Origin of the sequence: Thermoanaerobacter sp. CM-CNRG TB177 (assembly GCF_018588165.1) — a bacterium.
Lineage (GTDB): Bacteria > Bacillota > Thermoanaerobacteria > Thermoanaerobacterales > Thermoanaerobacteraceae > Thermoanaerobacter > Thermoanaerobacter thermocopriae.
The window spans coordinates 61,837-81,780 of record NZ_JAFCAC010000093.1; the positions used below are offsets into that span (position 1 = coordinate 61,837).

Genomic DNA, 19,944 nt, shown 5'->3' on the forward strand with positions numbered 1-19,944 from the left:
AAAATGATAGCTTTTATTAAAGTTTTTTGGTGGGCAATAGAGACGATAGCTTTATCAGTTTTTAATCCCTTTTTCTGGATAGTGATAATTCTGATAGTAATGCAGTATAGAAACAAAATAGCCATAGAAAGAGAAATTATGGGACAAGAACAAGAACCGATGAAAGAATTGGTTCTTGACTCTGTCTTTTATGGTGTAATTGCTGCAATAATTGGGAGCTTTCTCATGATATTTTTAGGAATAACAATAGAAAATATAGGGCTTCAGTATGTATGGCCTTTGGTCATAGTATTGATGCTTGTCAATCCTAGATATATTTGTTTTTCTTATGCAGGAGGAATAGTTTCTCTATTCAGCTTGTTTTTTGGATTTCCTAATATAAGTGTGCCTGCCCTTATGTCTATTGTAGGTATTCTTCATTTGATGGAAAGCCTTTTAATATATATAGATGGTCCAAGGAATGCCACTCCTATCTTTGTAAGGCTTAAGGATGGGCGAGTGGCAGGAGGCTTTACTATGCAAAAGTTTTGGCCTATTCCTTTTGCTGCATTAACTATTGCTACTGGGATAACAATAACGGGACAGGGTGTAAATATGCCAGATTGGTGGCCCATCATCAAACCCTCTGGCATTGATTTAAATAATGTAATTTTTTTGATGATGCCAGCAATTGCAGCTTTGGGATATGGAGATTTAGCTTTAACTCAACTTCCAGAGAAGAAAACGCGCATTTCTTCGCTGCGTTTATTTTGCTTTAGCATAGTTTTAATTATATTAGCAGTATTAGGAATCTATATTAAATTATTTCAATATTTGGCAGCTATTTTTGCTCCAGTAGCTCATGAGCTTTTGATTTTGATAGGACAAAGAGAAGAAAGGGAAAATCCACCTCTTTTTGTAGCGCCAGATACAGGAGTGATGATTTTAGCGACAGCAAAAGGTTCTCCCGCTAGAGAAATGGGAATTAAACCGGGGGATGTAATATTAAAAATTAATGATATTCCTATTAATGAGCCAGATGATATAATACGAATACTCAATGAACGGCCTTCTGTGATGTGGATCACTGTAAAAGATTTAAATGGCAATTATACTAACTATGAATATAAGGATCCACAGGGAATTTTGGGATTAGGAGTTTTAATAGTGCCAAAGGCAACTTCTATGATTTATGAAATTAATGGGGAAGGAATATTTATAAAAAAATTAAAAGAAATCTTTAAAAATATTTTTAAGAAAAACAGATAAGGAGGCAGGGTGAGTGTTTTTACAAACTTTTGAAACATATAATTCTTTTAATGAAAGAGAGTTAAAAAATAAAAACGTCGTTGTAATAGATACCCTACGAGCTACAAGTGTTATTACTACTGCTTTATACAATGGAGCTAAAGAGATTATTCCAGTTTCAGAAGTGGAAGAAGCGATCGAACTTGTAAAAAGTTTAGATAAAACGACTTATCTTTTGGGTGGGGAAAGGAACTCTACAAAGATTGAAGGCTTTGACTTATCTAATTCTCCTTTGGAGTATACTCGTGAAAAGGTGGAAAATAAAACAATAATTTTTACTACTACTAATGGGACAAAAGCTTTAAAAAAAGTCTCTTTAGCAGATAATGTAATTTTAGGATGTCTTTTAAATGCTTCTGCGGTTGCTAAGTATATATACACCAGCAATAAGGATACAATAATTGTATGTGCCGGGACAGAAGGGAAATTTTCTCTTGACGACATAATAACTGCTGGAGTGATATATAAAAAACTGCAAGATTTAATGAATTTTGAAAGTGACGATTTGTCGAAAGCCAGCTATTTTTTGTATAAACCCTATGAAGATAACTTGTATGAAATAATGAAACATGGCTTTCACTTTAAAAGATTAAAAGACTTAGGGTATGATGAAGACATAGAGTTTTGCTTGACGGTTGATAAGTTTGATATTGTGCCAAAACTTAAAGACGGAATTATAAAAAATTCAGCCGACCTGTAAAGGCCGGCTGTTTGGTATGTGCAAAATGTCAGCCATTTATAAAGTGTAGCTACATCTTTACCTACAAGATCTTGACACGGACGGCTGTTTGGTTATGTTTGTGTTGACAAGTAGGGTATGCTATAATAATAAGATGATAATTGCAAAGAGGGTAGAAAAAATGAGTGGATTTAAGTTGGTATCTAATTTTAAACCAACAGGAGACCAACCTCAAGCTATAGATAAATTAGTTGAAGGGGTAAAAAAAGGATATAGATTTCAAACCTTATTGGGTGTAACGGGTTCTGGAAAAACCTTTACTATGGCTAATATAATCCAGAAGTTAAATCGTCCTACTCTTGTCATCGCTCATAACAAGACCTTGGCTGCACAATTGTACAGCGAATTTAAAGAGTTTTTTCCAGACAATGCGGTAGAATATTTTGTGAGTTATTATGACTACTACCAACCGGAGGCTTATATACCCCAAACTGATACTTATATTGAAAAAGATGCTTCTATAAATGAAGAAATAGATAAATTGAGGCACTCTGCTACGGCAGCTCTTTTTGAGCGAAGAGACGTTATAATTGTCGCCAGTGTTTCTTGTATATATGGCTTAGGTGACCCTGTAGATTACGAAAATCTTATGCTTTCTCTAAGGCCGGGAATGATAAAAGATAGGGACGAAATAATTAAAAAGCTTGTAGATATACAATATGAAAGAAATGATGTGAATTTTACAAGAGGCAAATTCAGGGTAAGAGGAGATGTTATAGAAATTTTCCCTGCTTCTTTTTCCAATAAGGCGATAAGGGTTGAGCTTTTTGGAGATGAAATTGACAGAATAGCGGAAATTGATGTGTTAACAGGTGAAGTACTGGGATTAAGAAAACACGTGGCTATATTTCCGGCTTCTCACTATGCTACTTCAAAAGACAAATTGGAAAGAGCGATAAAAAGCATTCGAGAAGAACTGGAGCAAAGGTACAAAGAGCTTAAAGATGCTGGCAAAATAGTAGAGGCTGAAAGACTAAGACAGAGGACAAATTACGACTTAGAGATGCTTCAAGAGATGGGCTACTGCCAAGGAATAGAAAATTATTCAAGGCATATTTCAGGAAGACCTCCAGGAAGCCCTCCTTATACTCTTTTAGATTATTTCCCTAAAGATTTCCTTATCTTTATAGATGAGTCTCATGTGACAATTCCTCAGATCAGAGGAATGTACAATGGAGATAGGTCGAGAAAAGAAGCATTAGTAGAATACGGATTTAGACTTCCTTCTGCTTTTGACAATCGTCCCCTTACTTTTGAAGAGTTTGAAGAGAGGATAAATCAAGTTATCTTTGTTTCTGCAACACCAGGGCCTTATGAGATTGAACATTCAGAGCAGGTTGTTGAGCAGTTAATACGACCGACAGGTCTTATAGATCCAGAAGTGATAGTAAAGCCTGTTAAGGGACAAGTAGATGATTTGATAGGGGAAATTAGAAAAACAGTTGATAAAGGCTTTAGAGTGCTTGTTACAACTCTTACGAAAAAAATGGCAGAGGATTTAACGGATTATCTAAAAGATATGGGAATAAAAGTAAAATATTTACATTCTGATATTGAGACGATTGAAAGGGTGGAAATAATAAGAGATTTAAGGCTGGGTAAATTCGATGTTTTAATAGGCATAAATCTTTTAAGAGAAGGGTTGGATATACCTGAGGTTGCTTTGGTGGCAATATTAGACGCAGACAAAGAGGGATTTTTGCGTTCAGAGACTTCCTTAATACAGACTATAGGACGTGCCGCAAGAAATGCGGAAGGACGAGTAATAATGTATGCAGATACTGTAACAAATTCTATGAAGAGAGCAATTGATGAGACGAATAGAAGAAGAAAGATACAAATGGAATATAACAAAAAGCATGGTATAACTCCAAAGACAGTAATTAAGGGAGTAAGAGATGTAATTGAAGCTACTCACGTAGCTGAAGAAGAACAGAAGTACAGAAGAAAGAAAGTTAAGACTTATGACCCTGAAATTATTAAGTCAACTATAGAGCAACTTGAAAAAGAAATGAAAGAAGCTGCAATTGAGCTGCAGTTTGAAAAGGCTGCAAAATTGAGAGATGTGATTTTTGAATTGAAGAAACAGTTGGAGGAAGTAGTTTGAGGTGAAATCATGGCGAAAGACAAAATTGTAATTAAAGGGGCAAGAGTTCATAATTTAAAAAATGTAGATTTGGAGATTCCACGAGATAAATTAACTGTGATAACGGGTTTATCAGGTTCTGGTAAGTCTTCTCTTGCCTTTGATACCATTTATGCTGAAGGTCAGAGAAGATATGTGGAGTCGTTGTCAGCTTATGCAAGGCAATTTTTAGGACAAATGGACAAACCAGACGTTGATTATATAGAAGGTCTTTCACCGGCAATATCTATAGACCAAAAGACCACAAATAAAAACCCTCGTTCTACGGTAGGAACGATAACTGAGATTTACGACTATCTAAGACTTTTATATGCAAGGGCTGGGATTCCCCATTGTCCTGTTTGTGGAAAAGAGATTAGCATGCAAACTATAGATCAGATGGTAGACAGAGTCAAAGAATTGCCAGAAGGTACAAGGATACAGGTACTGGCTCCTGTTATTAGAGGAAGAAAAGGGGAATATGCTAAGCTTTTAAATGACATAAAAAAGAGCGGATATGTCAGAGTGAAAATTGATGGAGTCATGTACGATGTAAATGAGGAGATTAAACTTGACAAAAATAAAAAGCATACTATTGAAGTTGTGGTAGACAGGGTTATTATAAAACCGGGAATAGACATGAGGTTGACAGACTCTATAGAAACAGCTTTAAAATTAGCAGATGGGATAGTTTCTATTGATGTAATAGACGGAGAAAGCTTTACACTCTCTGAAAAATACGCTTGTACAGAGTGCAACATAAGTATTGAAGAACTTTCCCCGAGAATGTTTTCCTTCAATAGCCCTTATGGGGTTTGCCCTGTTTGCACTGGATTGGGAGAATTTATGAAGGTAGATCCAGAGCTTTTAATACAAGACCCTAAAAAATCATTAGCAAATGGGTTGTTGCCGGGGATTGTTGCTTCACAGGATAGTTATGCTTATTACAACATTTTAAGATTAATTGAACATTTTGGATATACAGAGAATACTCCTTATGAAAAGTTTAGTGAAGATTTAAAGAATGTACTGCTTTATGGCAAAGATACAAAAGGTAAGTCCTATGGATTTGAAGGTATAGTAAACAATCTTGAAAGAAGGTACAACAATACTTCTTCAGATTTTATAAAAGAAGAGATAGAGAAATATATGAGACCGGTTACTTGTCCTGCATGCCATGGGGCTAGATTAAAGCCAGAAGCGCTAGCTGTGACTGTTGGTGGACTTTCCATAAAAGAAATGACAGACCTTTCTGTTGGCGAGCTTATAAAATTTATTGAGGAACTCAAATTAACAGAAAAACAAGAGATTATTGCAAAGCCAATTTTAAAAGAAATAAAGGCAAGGCTTAATTTTCTTGTAGATGTAGGCCTTGATTATTTGACTCTGTCAAGGCCCGCAGCTACTTTATCAGGTGGAGAAGCACAAAGGATAAGATTGGCAAGCCAGATAGGCTCTGGGCTTGTAGGAGTCACATATATCTTGGACGAACCCAGCATTGGACTTCATCAAAGAGATAATGAAAGGCTTATAAATTCCTTGAAAAAATTAAGAGACCAAGGCAATACTCTTATAGTAGTAGAGCACGATGAGGATACAATATATGCGGCAGACTACATTGTGGATGTAGGACCAGGCGCAGGTGAGCATGGAGGAGAAATTGTAATTGCGGGTACGATAGAAGATGTGTTAAAATGTGAAAAATCAATTACAGGCCAGTATTTAAGTGGTAAAATAAAGATAGAAGTGCCAAAACAGAGGAGAAAACCTAATGGAAAAGCTTTAATAGTGAAAGGAGCTAAGGAAAACAATTTAAAGAATATAGATGTGGTTTTCCCCCTCGGAGTATTTATATGTGTTACAGGGGTTTCTGGCTCAGGCAAAAGCACCCTTATAAATGAGATACTGTACAAAGCATTGGCACAGAAGATTTATAAGTCCAAAGATAAACCAGGTATGCACGATGCAATAGAGGGTATCGATAATATAGATAAAGTAATAAATATTGACCAGTCTCCTATAGGCAGGACTCCTCGCTCAAATCCTGCTACCTATACAGGAGTTTTCGACTATATAAGAGAGGTTTTTGCAAATACTCCAGAAGCTAAAATGAGAGGCTATAAACCAGGAAGATTTAGTTTTAATGTTAAAGGTGGAAGGTGTGAAGCCTGTGGTGGAGATGGTATAATTAAAATTGAGATGAACTTTTTGCCGGATGTGTATGTCCCTTGTGAAGTCTGCAAAGGGCAAAGGTATAATAGGGAAACATTGGAAGTAAAATATAAAGGGAAAAATATTTCGGATGTACTTAATATGACGGTAGAAGAGGCGTTAGAATTTTTTGAAAATATACCCAGGATAAAAAATAAATTGATGACTTTATATGATGTGGGTTTAGGATATATTAAGCTAGGGCAACCTTCTACTCAGCTTTCAGGAGGAGAAGCACAAAGAGTAAAATTAGCTACTGAACTTTCTAAAAGGCCTACAGGTAAAACACTATATATTTTGGATGAGCCTACAACTGGATTACATTTTGCAGATGTGCATAGGCTTCTTGAAGTTTTAAATAGATTAACTGATGCGGGCAATACTGTTATTGTAATTGAACACAACTTAGATATCATAAAAAGTGCAGACTATATCATTGACTTAGGACCAGAAGGTGGAGACAAGGGTGGAAGGGTAATAGCTACAGGGACACCTGAAGAAGTTGCTGCTAATGAGAATTCTTATACAGGCCATTTTTTGAAAAAAGTCCTTTCTCAAAAATGAGGTGAATTTATGTATTATGCCATAGCTTCTCAGATATTAAAATATGTCCTTATTTTTCTCATCTACCTGTTTTTATACAGGGTTTTTAAAATAGTGTATATGGACATAAAAGGGGCAAGATATGAGAGGCAAATAACCTCTGCAAAACTTTCTTTTTTAAATGGAGAAAGGACTTTTAATCTTTTTGAAGTTACTACTATAGGAAGGTCGGAGGAATGTGATATAGTAATTGAAAGCCCTTATGTGTCTGCCAGACATGCTATCATACGAAAGAGAGGCAAAAGATTTTATATCCAAGATTTAAATAGCACAAATGGCACTTTTATAAATGGCAAAAGAATAAAAGGAATTGCTAAAATAAAAAATAACGATGTAATTACTTTAGGTGATGTTGAACTTAAATTTATTTTGTAGGTGAAATCTTATGGAAGAATATATAAAAACTGGTTCTAAAGCCATGAAAGATATCTTTTGGATATTTACAATAGCGTTTTTGTTGCTTTTTATATACAATAAGCCCAAAGGATTTGATACTATATATTTTACATTAGCATTTCCAATATTAATTTATATTGTTTATTACTTACATGTAAGATTGTTTCCCTTGGGGGAAATCCAATTTGTCATTTTAACTTCTTTTTTGACAGAAATGGGACTTATAATAATATATAGAGTTGCACCAAATTTGCTCATAAAGCAGATTATTTGGATATCGATAGGATTTTTACTTTACTTTATTTCCTCATATATTTTAAAATATTACGATTTACTTAACAAACTCAAATATGGGGAAGCTATTTACATTGCAATTACAATAGCGCTATTGGCTTTACCATTGATTTTTGGAAGAGAGATAGGTGGTGCTAAAAACTGGCTTACTTTTGATGGCATATATGTTCAGCCAGCTGAGCTTGCTAAGATAATATATATAATTTTCTTGGCAAAATATTTGTGTACTAGGAGAGAAACGAAAGACATAATTATGTTAGGATTAATAACTCTTGTAATCGTAGGAATATTTGTATTGGAAAAAGACTTAGGGATGGCGTTTTTGTTTTATGCTACTACAGTATTATTAATTTTTGTCTCTACTTCTAATCTATTGTACACAGCAGTAGGGATTGGGCTATTTGTTCTAGGAGGTATAATATCCTACTTTTTGTTTTGGCACGTAAGAGTAAGAATTGAGGCATGGTTGAATCCTTGGATGGATGTACCAGGAAAAACATATCAAATTGTACAGTCCCTTTTTGCCATTGCGGCGGGAGGTTTTTTTGGTACAGGGCTTGGCATGGGGCATCCCGAATATATACCGGCTGTGGCAACTGACTTCATTTTTTCTGCCATTAGTGAAGAATTTGGGTTTTTAGGAGCGGTAGCTATAATTCTTGTGTATTTTGTTATAATGTATAGAGGGATTAAAGTGGCACTAAATGCTAAAGACGAGTTTGGTGTATTAGTAGCTACAGGCCTCATTTCAATATTTAGCTTACAAGTTTTTACTATAATTGGTGGTGTCATAAAATTCATACCTCTGACAGGGGTAACCCTTCCCTTTGTAAGTTATGGCGGTAGTTCTATGGTGACGAGCTTTGTGACATTGGGCATGCTCAATGGCATAGCTCTTAAGGAGGAGCAACAGGATGTCCAACTTAAATCGCAATATTAAAATTCTGTTTTGGTTTTTTTCTGTACTTTTTTTCGGCCTAATTGCCTATTTAACTTATTTCCAAATATATGAAAGAGATAAATTAATTACTAGTTCTTATAGTGTTTACAATCGAAGACTTATAGAACAGGAAAAAAAGATATTGCGAGGTAGTATTTTGGACAGAAATGGGATTGTGCTTGCAAAAAGCGTGCAGGTAGATGGTTTACAAAAAAGGGAATATCTAGATGGACCTGCTTTTGCCCATGTGATAGGATACAGCCGTAGAATATACCAGCAAGGAAACACAGGGATAGAAAAAGCCTATGATAGGGAACTACTTGGAATGGTAGGAAATGACCCGATGATTCTTTTGAGGAAATTAATTTTTGGAAAAGGACAAATGGGGAATAATGTTTATTTAACAATAGATAAAACATTACAAGATATTGCTTATAAGGATATGGAGGGTAAAAAAGGAGCGGTTGTGGCTTTAAATCCAAAGACTGGTGAAATTTTAGCGATGGTTTCTACACCTTCTTATGACCCCAATACTTTAGGAGAGAATTGGGAAGAAATAATGACAAGTTCTGAGCACGTAGTTTTAAATAGAGCTACGCAAGGTTTGTATCCTCCAGGGTCTGTCTTTAAAATTGTAACTACCGCAGCAGTTTTGACATATAAACCTGAATTATATGACGAGACTTTTAATTGTAAAGGGTATATAATTGTAGATGGCGATAGAATAAATGATTTTGGAGGCATTGCTCACGGAATAGAGGATTTTAAGCAGGCTTTTTATAGGTCTTGCAACTCCTTTTTTATACAGGCTGGTTTGGATTTAGGAAGTGAAAATTTGCAAACAATAGCTTATGCTTTTGGACTAGATAAACGAGTTCCTTTAGAGATAGATACAACAAAAAATCAATTTCCTCCTATTGATGGGAAGTCTGATTTAGCTGAGACTTCTATAGGGCAAGGGAAAATGCTTGTGACACCTCTTACAATGGCCTTAGTTGCTTCTGCCGTTGCAAATGATGGGGTTATAATGAAACCCTATTTGATGAAATATGTAGCAGATCCTATTTCAGGGGCTGTCATTGAAAAAAGCACTCCTTCACAGTATTTAAATCCTATATCAAAAAAGGTGGCAGATGCTATTAAACAATTGATGATAGGCGCAGTTAACGATAAAGAGGGGACAGGTAAAGCTGCACAAATTCCTGGTATTACAGTTGCAGGCAAAACTGGGACTGCAGAAAATCCTCACGGTGATCCTCATGCGTGGTTTGTAGGTTTTGCCCCTGCAGAAAACCCACAGATAGTTGTAAGTGTAATAGTTGAAAATGGCGGTGAAGGTGGGAAAGTAGCAGCACCTATAGCGAGAGATATAATAAGAGCTTATTTAACTAAATGACCTGAAGGTGATGGATAATGACCATAGAAGAAAAATTAAAGCTTTTGCCTGAAAAACCTGGCGTTTATATAATGAAAGATAAAAGTGGCAAAATAATTTATGTAGGTAAAGCGGTAGTTCTCAAAAACAGAGTGAGGCAGTATTTTCAAAACAAAGAAAAACAATTGCCAAAAGTAAAAGTAATGCTTTCTCATGTAGAAGACTTTGAGTACATTGTTACTGATACTGAACTTGAAGCTTTAATGTTGGAATGCAACTTAATTAAAAAGTATAAGCCTAAGTATAATGTATTATTAAAAGATGACAAAAATTACCCCTATATTAAAGTTACAGTAAATGAAGAGTATCCCCGCATAATGTTTACAAGAAGAATTGAGCCAGATGGGGCGAAATACTTCGGACCTTATAGTAGTGCTTTTGCAGTGAGGGAGACTATAAAACTTGTCAGAAAAATGTTTCCAATAAGAACATGTAACAAAAATATTGAAAAGGACATGGGTAAGGTTAGAGAATGTCTCTATTACCACATAGGATTGTGTTCTGCCCCTTGTACTAACAAAATAAATAAAGAAGATTATATAAAATTAGTTGATCAGGCAGTTCTCTTTCTTGATGGAAAGAGGGATTGGCTCATACAAAAACTTAAAGAAGATATGAAAAAAGCGGCGGAAGAATTGAGGTTCGAGGAAGCGGCGAGGATTAGAGACCAGATTTTTGCTATTGAAAGGACATCAGAAAAACAAAAGGTGGTATCAGTAGGAGAAGATGAGCAGGATATAATTTCAATGGCCCGAAGTGCGGATATTTCCTGCATACAGGTGTTCTTTGTACGAGACGGAAAATTAAGCGGAAGAGAGCATTATTATATGAAAAATACAGAAGGGATGGAAAGAGGAGAAATAATCTCTTCTTTTATAAAGCAATTTTATGAAGGTGCTCCTTACATTCCCAAAGAAATAATAACTGATGTGGAATTAGACGAAAGAGAGCTTCTCAGTGAATGGTTATCACAAAAGAGAGGCAATAAAGTTTTTATAACCATTCCTGTTAGAGGTAAGAAAAAAGAGCTTGTGGATATGGTTTATCAAAATGCCTTAGAAGCCCTTAAGAATGACATATCAATAAGAGAGGAAATTTCAAAAGCCCAGGTTGTATTAGAACTTTCTAATTTAGTGGGACTTGACTACGCCAAGAGGATTGAAGCCTATGATATTTCAAACACAAGAGGTCAAGACAATGTAGGGTCTATGGTGGTGTTTGTAGATGGAAAGCCCAAGAAAAGTCAGTACAGAAAGTTTAACATAAAATATGTAGAGGGACAAGACGATTATGAGAGTATGAGAGAGGTAATAGAAAGGCGTTTTTTACATGCCATTGAAGAAAAAGAGCTTATTGAAAAAGGTGAACTTGAAGAGGATAAGGCCAAATTTGCTGAAATGCCAGATTTAATATTTGTAGATGGTGGCATAGGGCATGTAAATGCTGTACTGCAGGTGTTAAGTGGCTTGGGGATTTCTATTCCTGTTTATGGTATGGTAAAAGATTCAAAACACAGGACTCGAGGCCTTGTATCACCTCAAGGTGAAATTGACATACCTATGACTACAAAAGCTTTTCGCCTGATTGCTCAAATACAAGAAGAAGCTCATAGATTTGCCATAACTTTCCACAAAGAAAAGCAAAGCAAAAGATTTAAAAGCGAACTTCTCAATATCCCTGGTATAGGTGAAAAAAGGGCAAAAGCTTTATACGATGCTTTCAACTCTATAGAAGAAATAAAAAGGGCAAGTGTGGAGGACCTTAAAAAAGTGGAAGGAATGAATGAAAAAGCTGCTCAAGCTGTATATGAATATTTTAGAAAATAAAAAGCGTCAAGATTTTGTCTTGGATGCTTCAGCTTGTTGACAAACTTTCGAAAAGAAGATATTTTGCGTTTGGCGCGACTTGTGACAAAGCGCTAACAAAACTTAGTGAGACCGAGGGTGGAGGCAGGGCCGAAGCCACGGATGGCGGAGGCGGGCACCTTAAGGCATGGATGCCGATTGTGCCCGGTACCATGCCGGAGCCCGAAGGTCGAGTTTAGTTTTGTCGCTTTGGAACTCTGGAGCGACGATGCAAAATATCTTCTTTAGAAAATTTTGACTTTGTCAACAAATTTAAGCGTCAAGATTTTGTCTTGACGCTTAAATGTAATCCAGTAAACCTCTTACAGATACATCTCCTGACATAATACTAAGTCTTTTACCCTCTTTAGTTTCTACTATCAAACTTCCATTATTGTCAATAGTTACAGCTTTTCCCACCATTTCACCTTCATTGTAAATAACTTTTATCTCTCTTCCTATTGTTATAGATTTTGCAATGCATATAGGTCTTATGTATTCAAAGCCTTTTTGTAAATATGCATTATAATAAAATTCCAGGTTATTTAAAATGCTGGCGGTAAGTTTTTTCCTATCAACTTTAGAGTTGGTTTCTAAGTACAAGGAAGTGGCTTTCCCTTTTAATTCTTCAGGGAAATTGTCACAATTTACATTGACTCCAATTCCTATTATCACATAGTTTATTTTGTCAATTTCTGAACTCATCTCTGTCAATATTCCACACACTTTTTTATTGTTTAGTATTATATCATTTGGCCACTTTATTTTGCTTTCTACATGAAATACTTCTTCAATAGCTTTGACTACAGAAATTGCCGCTACTTGTGTGAGATTAAGTGCCTCCTGTGGCTGTATATTTGGTTTTAAAATGATAGACATCCAGATGCCACAGCCTTTTTGAGATATCCAACTTCTTCCTAATCGGCCTCTTCCTGCTATCTGCTCTTCGGCAATAATTACTGTACCATCAGGAACCTTTGATGCCATTTCTTTTGCGAAGTTGTTTGTAGAATCAATGACTAACTTATGTATATAATTTTTTCCTATAAAATTTGTAGTAAGATAAGGGGATACTTCTTCATAAATTAACAAATCAGGCTCAGAAACTAACATATACCCCAGCTTGTGATGGGCTTCTATTTGGTATCCTTCATTTTTTAATTCATTTATATGTTTCCATATAGCAGTTCTTGAGACGTTGAGTTGATCAGAAAGTTTTTGCCCAGAGATATATTCCCCTTTGTTTTCTTTTAAAAGTTTAAGAAGCTTTGACCTTAACATTTTTTCACCTCAAAAGTTTATATGGCTATAAACATATTATAATTTACATCTTCCAAGAAGAAAAGGTTTTGTCTATTTACTTATTTTACATTAAATAATATAATTGAATTAAATGCAGCGTTTTGTTGCTGGCTGGAGGTGAAAAAGTGGATAAGATTCCTGTTGAAACTTTGATAAAGGATTTAAATTTGGAAGTTATTGTTGAGGCCAAAAATAATAAAATAGATATAACTACAAGTGATGTAAATAGGCCGGGCTTACAATTTTCCGGCTTTTATGAGCATTTTGCTTACGAAAGAGTGCAAATCATTGGAAAAGTTGAAACAACTTTTATAGAACAGTTGCCAGATGATGTATTAGCTGAAAGAGCAGACAGGTTTTTTAATTATCCCATTCCCTGTCTTATTGTAACGAGAGATTTAAATATTCGTCAAGAGATCATAGATGCTGCGCAAAAACACGATAGATACCTTTTAAGGACAAAAGAAGCTTCTACCAAGTTTATAAATAGATTAATTAATTACCTTGATGAAAAGTTAGCACCACAAATTACTATTCACGGAGACCTTGTAGATGTGTATGGTATAGGTGTTCTTTTATTAGGAGAAAGTGGCATAGGTAAAAGTGAAACGGCATTAGAGCTAATCAAAAGGGGACACCGACTGGTTGCTGATGATGCGGTGGAAATCAGCAAGATAAGTGAGGACAAGCTTCAAGGGAGTTCACCTGAGATAATAAGGCATTTTATTGAGATAAGAGGTATTGGCATACTTGACATAAAGACATTGTATGGTGTGGGTTCTGTTAGAAATTCTATGAACATAGACTTAGTTATTCAATTGGAAGAATGGGACGAAGATAAGTACTACGACAGGTTAGGATTAGAAGACGATTATATCAAATTTTTAGATGTCAAAGTTCCAAAGCTTACTATACCTGTAAGACCAGGAAGAAATCTCGCGATAATAGTAGAAGTAGCAGCGATGAACCACAGGCAAAAACAAATGGGATACAACGCTGCTCACGAACTTAACAAAAAATTATTAAAACAAATAGGGAATTAAAGGGAGAGGATAAAGTTGAAGTTAGTTTTGGATACTCACACTCACACAATTTCCAGCGGTCACGCTTACAGCACTATTACAGAAAACGCAAGGGAGGCTTATAAAAAAGGGCTTCAACTTATATGTATGACAGACCACGGACCTAAAATGCCAGGAGCTGCTCACCTTTGGTATTTTGGAAATTTAAAAGTGTTACCTGAAAAAATAGAGGGGGTGGAGATATTAAAAGGGGTAGAAGTTAATATAATGGATGAAGAAGGAAATTTGGACTTACCAGAAGGAATACTTAAAAAACTAGATATAGTGATTGCCAGTTTACATGACGTGTGTTTTGAACCAAGTGACGATATAGAAAGAAACACAAAAGCTATTATAAATGCTATAAAAAACCCTTATGTAGATATAATAGGACATCCTGGGAATCCCATCTATCCAATAGATATTGAAAAAGTTTTAATGGCTGCTAAAGAATTCGGCAAATTTATTGAAATAAACAACAGCTCCTTTGTAAGTTCAAGAAAAGGCAGTGAAGAAAATTGTTTTCTCATTGCTAAAAAAGCGAAAGAAATGGGAGTAAAAATTGCTGTGGGAAGCGATGCACATGTAAGCTTTGATGTAGGAAGGTTTGAGGAAGCTCTCAAAGTTATTAAGAATGCCGGTATAACTGAAGATTTAGTGCTTAATACTGATGTTGGAAAAATAAAAGAATATCTTAAAGAGAAAAAACGGAAAATTGGAGGAGAGGAAGAATGAGAATTGGTGTTGACCTTGGAGGCACTAATATTGCTGTTGGATTGGTGGATGAAGAGGGACGTATAGTAGCTACAGGTAGCAGGCCGACAAAACCGGAAAGGGGTTATGAAGCAGTTGCCAAAGACATAGCGGATATAGCTATAGAACTTATTAAGAGGAGTAATCTAAGTGGAAGTGATATTAAGTCAATGGGAATAGGAGTCCCGGGTGTAGCAGATAGCGAAAGAGGCATAGTAATACGAGCGGTGAATCTCTTTTGGACAAAAGTTCCTCTTGCAAAAGAAATAAGAAAATACATTGATTTGCCAATATATATGGACAATGACGCAAATGTAGCAGCTTTGGCAGAAGCAGCATATGGGGCTGGCAAAGGTTCTAAGTCCTCAGTGACAATTACCTTAGGAACAGGAGTAGGTTCTGGTTTTATCCTTGATGGTAAAATATACAATGGTGCACATCATTTTGCACCTGAGCTTGGACACATAGTGATAGGAGACAATGGTATAAGATGTAACTGTGGTAAAATTGGATGTTTAGAGACATATGCTTCAGCAACTGCTTTAATAAGAGAAGGGAAAAAGGCAGTAGAGAAGAATCCCAATTCTCTTATTTTAAAATTTGCAAATGGAGATATAAACAGCATAACGGCTAAAAACGTAATTGATGCTGCGAAGCAGTATGATGAAGACGCCATGAGGATTTTTAATGACTATGTCAAATACTTAGCTATTGGGATTGTAAATGTGATAAACATGTTTGACCCTGAAGTGATAATATTGGGTGGCGGAGTTGCAAATGCAGGGGATTTTCTCATAAAACCTCTTAAAAAAGAAGTGGCAGAGAATATTTTATTCAAAGACCTTCCTTATGCTGACATAAGAAAAGCAGAGCTTGGAAATGATGCAGGGATCATCGGTGCTGCTATATTAAGTTAAAGGAGGATAATTATGAAAATTCATGAACTTCACAAAAACGCAAAAGTGTCTGACGATCATGTTGCAATAAAGTTTAAAGATAGAATCTATAGTTACGGAGAAGTTGACTCTCTCATAGATAAGTACGCTTCTTTCTTTCAATCAATAGGTGTAAAAAAAGGTGATAGAGTAGCATTGAGTTTTCCTAATTGCCCTGAATATATTTTTTCTTTTATGGGAGCATCTAAAGCAGGGGCAATTGTTGTACCGCTAAACATGATGCTTACACTTGAAGAAATTGCATATATAATTATGGAATCAGGTGCTAATACTATAGTCATTCATCCTTTAATAGCTCAAAAAATTGATAAGTCTCAATTAGGAAGATTGAATCTCAAAAATGTGGTCGTTTTAGATGAAAATACCATTAATGCAATTTTAAAAATGGGTCCTTCTCAACATGTTGAAATAGAACCAGACGAGGTATGTACGTATATATATACCTCTGGAACGACAGGGAAACCAAAAGGCGCAATGCTTACTCACAATAATTTCCTTGCTGATGTAAAAGCGTTGGATGAAGTTTCTGATTTGGGACCAAACGATAATTTTTTGGCTTTATTGCCTTTATTTCACAGTTTTTCATGGACAGTTAACATACTTCTTGGGTTTTATTTAGGTGCTACTATTACGATAAAAGAAAGTTTTATGCCAAAAGATACATTGGAAACGCTAACCAATGAAGATGTAATCGTATTCTGCGGTGTGCCTTCAATGTTTGCAGTTTTAATGAGAATGGCAGAAAAAGGTCAGTTTAAAGCATTAAGGTTAGCAATATCTGGAGGAGCTCCTTTAGCTCCTGAGATACAAAGAGGATTTGAGGAAAAATTTAATTTTCCGCTTGTAGAAGGCTATGGCTTAACTGAAGCGGCTCCTGTTGCACTTTTGAATCCTTTAGAACCTGATGCTATAAGGAAACCGGGGTCTATAGGATTGCCACTTCCTTGTGTTGAAGCGAAAGTAGTAGATGAAAATGACAACGAACTTTCCGTTGGAGAAATAGGAGAGCTTGTTTTAAAAGGGCCTAATATAATGGTGGGGTATCACAACATGCCAGAAGAAACTGCCAAGACTTTAAGGGGTGGTTGGCTTCATACAGGTGACCTTGCAAAAAAAGACGAAGACGGATATTTTTACATTGTAGACAGACTAAAAGATATGATAATATTAGGTGGATTTAACGTATATCCAAGAGAAGTAGAAGATGCCTTGTTAGAGCATCCTGCTGTTTTAGAAGTGGCTGTAATAGGTATAGGAGACCAGTTAAAGGGAGAAGAAGTCAAAGCTTTTGTGGTATTAAAAGAGGGAGCAAAAGCCGACAAAAAGGAGCTTCAAAACTTTTTAAAAAATAAACTGGCACCATATAAAATTCCAAAGATTTTTGAGTTTGTACCTAAACTACCTAAGAATGCGGCAGGAAAAATAGAAAAGAAATTGTTAAAAGAGATGTAAAGGTGAAAATGCAATGAGAGATTCAAAACTTTATGACATAGCTTATTTTATAAGTGATTTAATGATATTAAACTTTCTGTGGATTGTATTTTCGCTTCCTGTTGTGACACTTTTTCCCTCTACAGAAGCTCTTCTTCATTCTGTGCATCTTTTAAGAAAAGACGAAGGAGAAGGAGTATGGAGAGAATTTTGGAAAGCTTTTAAAAAACACTTTCATTGGATGCTTATAAATTTTGTGGTTACTGTTGCTGTTATTTTAATACTTTATGTAGATGTAAAATTTTTTACACATCAAAACACAGTTTTTGGATATATTCTTGCTGGTTTATTATTGTCAATGGGGTTTATGTTTTTAATTACATTAATTTATACTTTTTTGACAAGCCAATATTATGAAGGAAGTCTCTTTAACTTATGGAAGACTTCATTTATATTAGGACTTGGACACTTACCCCAAACAATGCTTATAATTTTGACGTTGTTAGCTGCTTTTGTTCTTGCCAACATTATACCAATATTGGTTTTTATAATATTAGCAAGTGGCTCAGCTTATATAATAGATATGATTTTTGAGGGAATAATTAGGAAGTATATAAAGAAAGATGAGAAATAAAATAATTAACACAGGCATTAAAATTATGTAATTTTTAAAAAGCTTCACCCTAATATTAATTTATAAGGGATGAAGCTTTTGTTATTGTGGTATAATCAATATATGAAAAATAAATTTTTCGAGGTGTTAAAAATGGGAACCTTGTTGTCTTGTTATCTCATGCCTCATCCACCTATAATCGTACCTGAAGTAGGGAGAGGAGAAGAAAAAAAGATTCAAAAGACGATAGATTCACTTAATACTGTTTCAGGCAGCATAAAAGAAAAAAAGCCTGATACAATAGTAGTTGTCACTCCTCACGGATACGTTTTTAGAGATGCTGTGGCAGTGACTGTTTTTCCTAGTTTAGAAGGGGACCTTGGACAGTTTGGTGCAAGAGGTGTAAGGTTTGAATTTGAGAATGATTTAGAACTTGTTGAAAAAATTGTAGAAGAATCGAGAAAAAAAGATATACCTATTGCAGAGATAAATGATGAATTAATCAAAAGATACGCCCTTTCAAAAAAACTTGACCATGGAACTATTGTACCTTTATATTTTGTTACAAAACATTATTCTAACTTTAAATTAGTTCATATTTCTTATGGATTTTTGTCCTTTGAACAGCTTTATGAATTTGGCACTGCAATTGGAGATGCTATAAGAAATTCAAACAAAAAGGTCGTTTTTATCGCCAGTGGGGATTTATCTCACAAATTGACTCCCAATAGTCCGAATGGCTATACGCCAAAGGGAGAAGTTTTTGACAAAAAACTTCTGGACTTGCTTTCTGAAATGAAGGTAGAAGAAATAATTGGAATGGACAAAGGCCTAATTGAAGAAGCTGCAGAGTGTGGATTTAGATCGGTTTGTGTTATGCTGGGAGCTCTAGATGGATATGAGGTTAAAGCGGGAGTATTATCTCATGAGGGACCTTTTGGGGTAGGATATGGTGTTGTACAATTTGACGTTGGGGAGTACAAAGGCACAAGTCTGGTAGAAAAATTGTACAGATTAAAAAGACAAAGGATTGAAGAGATAAGGCAAAAAGAAGACCACTATGTGAAACTTGCCAGAGAAAGCCTTGAATATTATGTGAAAAATAGAAAGACAATGCCAGTACCACAAGGTTTGCCGGAAGAGATGTATAGTAGGAGAGCGGGAGTTTTTGTTTCTCTTCACAAAGATGGGGAATTAAGAGGATGCATAGGTACAGTGTTTCCACAGCAAAAGAACATAGCAGAGGAGATAATAAGAAATGCTATAAGTGCAGGTTTTGAAGACCCCCGCTTTGAGCCTGTCGAAGAACACGAGTTAAAGGATATAGAGTATTCTGTTGATGTTTTAACTCCTCCTCAACCTGTTAAATCAAAAGAAGAACTTGACCCTAAAAAATACGGAGTAATAGTAAGAAGCGGCTATCGTTCAGGATTGCTTTTACCTGACTTAGAAGGAGTAGATACTGTTGAAGAACAAATTTCTATTGCCTTGAGAAAAGCTGGAATTAGTCCAGATGAGGATTACACCATAGAAAAATTTGAAGTTGAAAGACATAAATAGTAAGGTAAAAAGGAGGTCAAAACAGTTGGAATTAGTAGTAAAAAATGATACACCTTTAATTGAGTGATAATGAATGTTATTAACTATAAAAAAGGTTAAATAGCTATATGATATAAGCAGAATTACATTAATAAACTGGGAAAAGGAAGGATTAATAACCCCAGTTAGAACACCAAAAGGAAGAAGATACAAAAAAGAAGATATAGAGAAGTTATTAGGCATGCTGGAAGAAAAACCAAAACCTAAAGTAGTTTTGTATGAAGGAGTGTCCACAAAAAAGCAATAGTAACATCTTTCGCAGCAAAAATTTACGGACAAAGGAGCAAAAAGCATGATAGTAATACAGGCTAAACTCATTTTTCTAAATCAACAAGACAAACAAATAGTATTAGAC

The 19,944-nt window shown here is 35.3% G+C and carries 15 protein-coding genes and 2 pseudogenes; 16 read left to right on the forward strand and 1 reads right to left on the reverse strand.

The window, feature by feature from the left end:
- Positions 1-3: 3 nt before the first annotated feature.
- The 8 genes from I4N53_RS11130 (at position 4) to uvrC (ending at position 11,856) form a co-directional block, all read left to right on the forward strand.
- Positions 4-1,248 carry a PDZ domain-containing protein gene (locus I4N53_RS11130; RefSeq protein ID WP_214496260.1) on the forward strand — a complete coding sequence of 415 codons (1,245 nt, stop codon included), beginning with the start codon at positions 4-6 and terminating at the stop codon, positions 1,246-1,248.
- Between the two features lie 13 nt (positions 1,249-1,261).
- On the forward strand, positions 1,262-1,987 hold the full coding sequence (locus I4N53_RS11135) for a 2-phosphosulfolactate phosphatase family protein (RefSeq protein WP_214496261.1): 726 nt from the start codon (positions 1,262-1,264) through the stop codon (positions 1,985-1,987).
- Positions 1,988-2,147: 160 nt separating this feature from the next.
- Positions 2,148-4,133, forward strand: coding sequence for an excinuclease ABC subunit UvrB (gene uvrB / locus I4N53_RS11140; RefSeq protein WP_214496262.1), 1,986 nt, complete (start codon positions 2,148-2,150; stop codon positions 4,131-4,133).
- Between the two features lie 9 nt (positions 4,134-4,142).
- Complete coding sequence (gene uvrA / locus I4N53_RS11145) at positions 4,143-6,926, forward strand: excinuclease ABC subunit UvrA (protein WP_009052765.1); 2,784 nt, start codon at positions 4,143-4,145, stop codon at positions 6,924-6,926.
- A 9-nt stretch (positions 6,927-6,935) separates the two neighbouring features.
- A complete protein-coding gene (locus I4N53_RS11150) occupies positions 6,936-7,340 on the forward strand; it encodes an FHA domain-containing protein (protein WP_214496263.1) in 405 nt (134 codons plus the stop codon).
- Between the two features lie 10 nt (positions 7,341-7,350).
- Positions 7,351-8,595 carry an FtsW/RodA/SpoVE family cell cycle protein gene (locus I4N53_RS11155; protein ID WP_214496264.1) on the forward strand — a complete coding sequence of 415 codons (1,245 nt, stop codon included), beginning with the start codon at positions 7,351-7,353 and terminating at the stop codon, positions 8,593-8,595.
- Positions 8,570-9,991 (forward strand): penicillin-binding protein 2, encoded by a 1,422-nt coding sequence (locus tag I4N53_RS11160; protein WP_214496265.1) that lies wholly within the window; start codon positions 8,570-8,572, stop codon positions 9,989-9,991. The genes I4N53_RS11155 and I4N53_RS11160 overlap by 26 nt, the downstream gene beginning before the upstream one ends.
- A 17-nt stretch (positions 9,992-10,008) precedes the next feature.
- A complete protein-coding gene (gene uvrC, locus I4N53_RS11165) occupies positions 10,009-11,856 on the forward strand; it encodes an excinuclease ABC subunit UvrC (protein WP_214496266.1) in 1,848 nt (615 codons plus the stop codon).
- A gap of 318 nt (positions 11,857-12,174) precedes the next feature.
- On the opposite strand, the gene I4N53_RS11170 is transcribed toward uvrC, so the two are convergent.
- Positions 12,175-13,155: a biotin--[acetyl-CoA-carboxylase] ligase gene (locus I4N53_RS11170; RefSeq protein ID WP_214496267.1), complete on the reverse strand. Its 981-nt coding sequence runs from the start codon at positions 13,153-13,155 to the stop codon at positions 12,175-12,177.
- Between the two features lie 146 nt (positions 13,156-13,301).
- On the opposite strand from I4N53_RS11170, the gene hprK reads away from it, so the two are divergent.
- From hprK to I4N53_RS12725, 8 genes and pseudogenes are all read left to right on the forward strand, one after another.
- On the forward strand, positions 13,302-14,219 hold the full coding sequence (gene hprK / locus I4N53_RS11175; RefSeq protein ID WP_009052761.1) for an HPr(Ser) kinase/phosphatase: 918 nt from the start codon (positions 13,302-13,304) through the stop codon (positions 14,217-14,219).
- A 15-nt stretch (positions 14,220-14,234) separates the two neighbouring features.
- Positions 14,235-14,972 (forward strand): phosphatase, encoded by a 738-nt coding sequence (locus I4N53_RS11180; RefSeq protein ID WP_214496268.1) that lies wholly within the window; start codon positions 14,235-14,237, stop codon positions 14,970-14,972.
- Positions 14,969-15,907, forward strand: coding sequence for an ROK family protein (locus I4N53_RS11185; protein WP_003866607.1), 939 nt, complete (start codon positions 14,969-14,971; stop codon positions 15,905-15,907). The genes I4N53_RS11180 and I4N53_RS11185 overlap by 4 nt, the downstream gene beginning before the upstream one ends.
- A gap of 12 nt (positions 15,908-15,919) precedes the next feature.
- The gene (locus I4N53_RS11190; RefSeq protein WP_214496269.1) at positions 15,920-17,398 is read left to right on the forward strand and encodes a long-chain fatty acid--CoA ligase; all 1,479 of its coding nucleotides are present in this window, start codon (positions 15,920-15,922) and stop codon (positions 17,396-17,398) included.
- A gap of 13 nt (positions 17,399-17,411) precedes the next feature.
- Entirely contained in the window at positions 17,412-18,011 is a 600-nt protein-coding gene (locus I4N53_RS11195; protein ID WP_214496270.1) for a YesL family protein, read from the forward strand.
- 132 nt (positions 18,012-18,143) lie between these two features.
- Positions 18,144-19,550: an AmmeMemoRadiSam system protein A gene (gene amrA, locus I4N53_RS11200; protein ID WP_214496271.1), complete on the forward strand. Its 1,407-nt coding sequence runs from the start codon at positions 18,144-18,146 to the stop codon at positions 19,548-19,550.
- A 112-nt stretch (positions 19,551-19,662) separates the two neighbouring features.
- Positions 19,663-19,833: pseudogene (locus tag I4N53_RS11205) on the forward strand (MerR family DNA-binding transcriptional regulator); the annotation flags it as partial.
- Between the two features lie 48 nt (positions 19,834-19,881).
- Positions 19,882-19,944: pseudogene (locus I4N53_RS12725) on the forward strand (transposase); the annotation flags it as partial.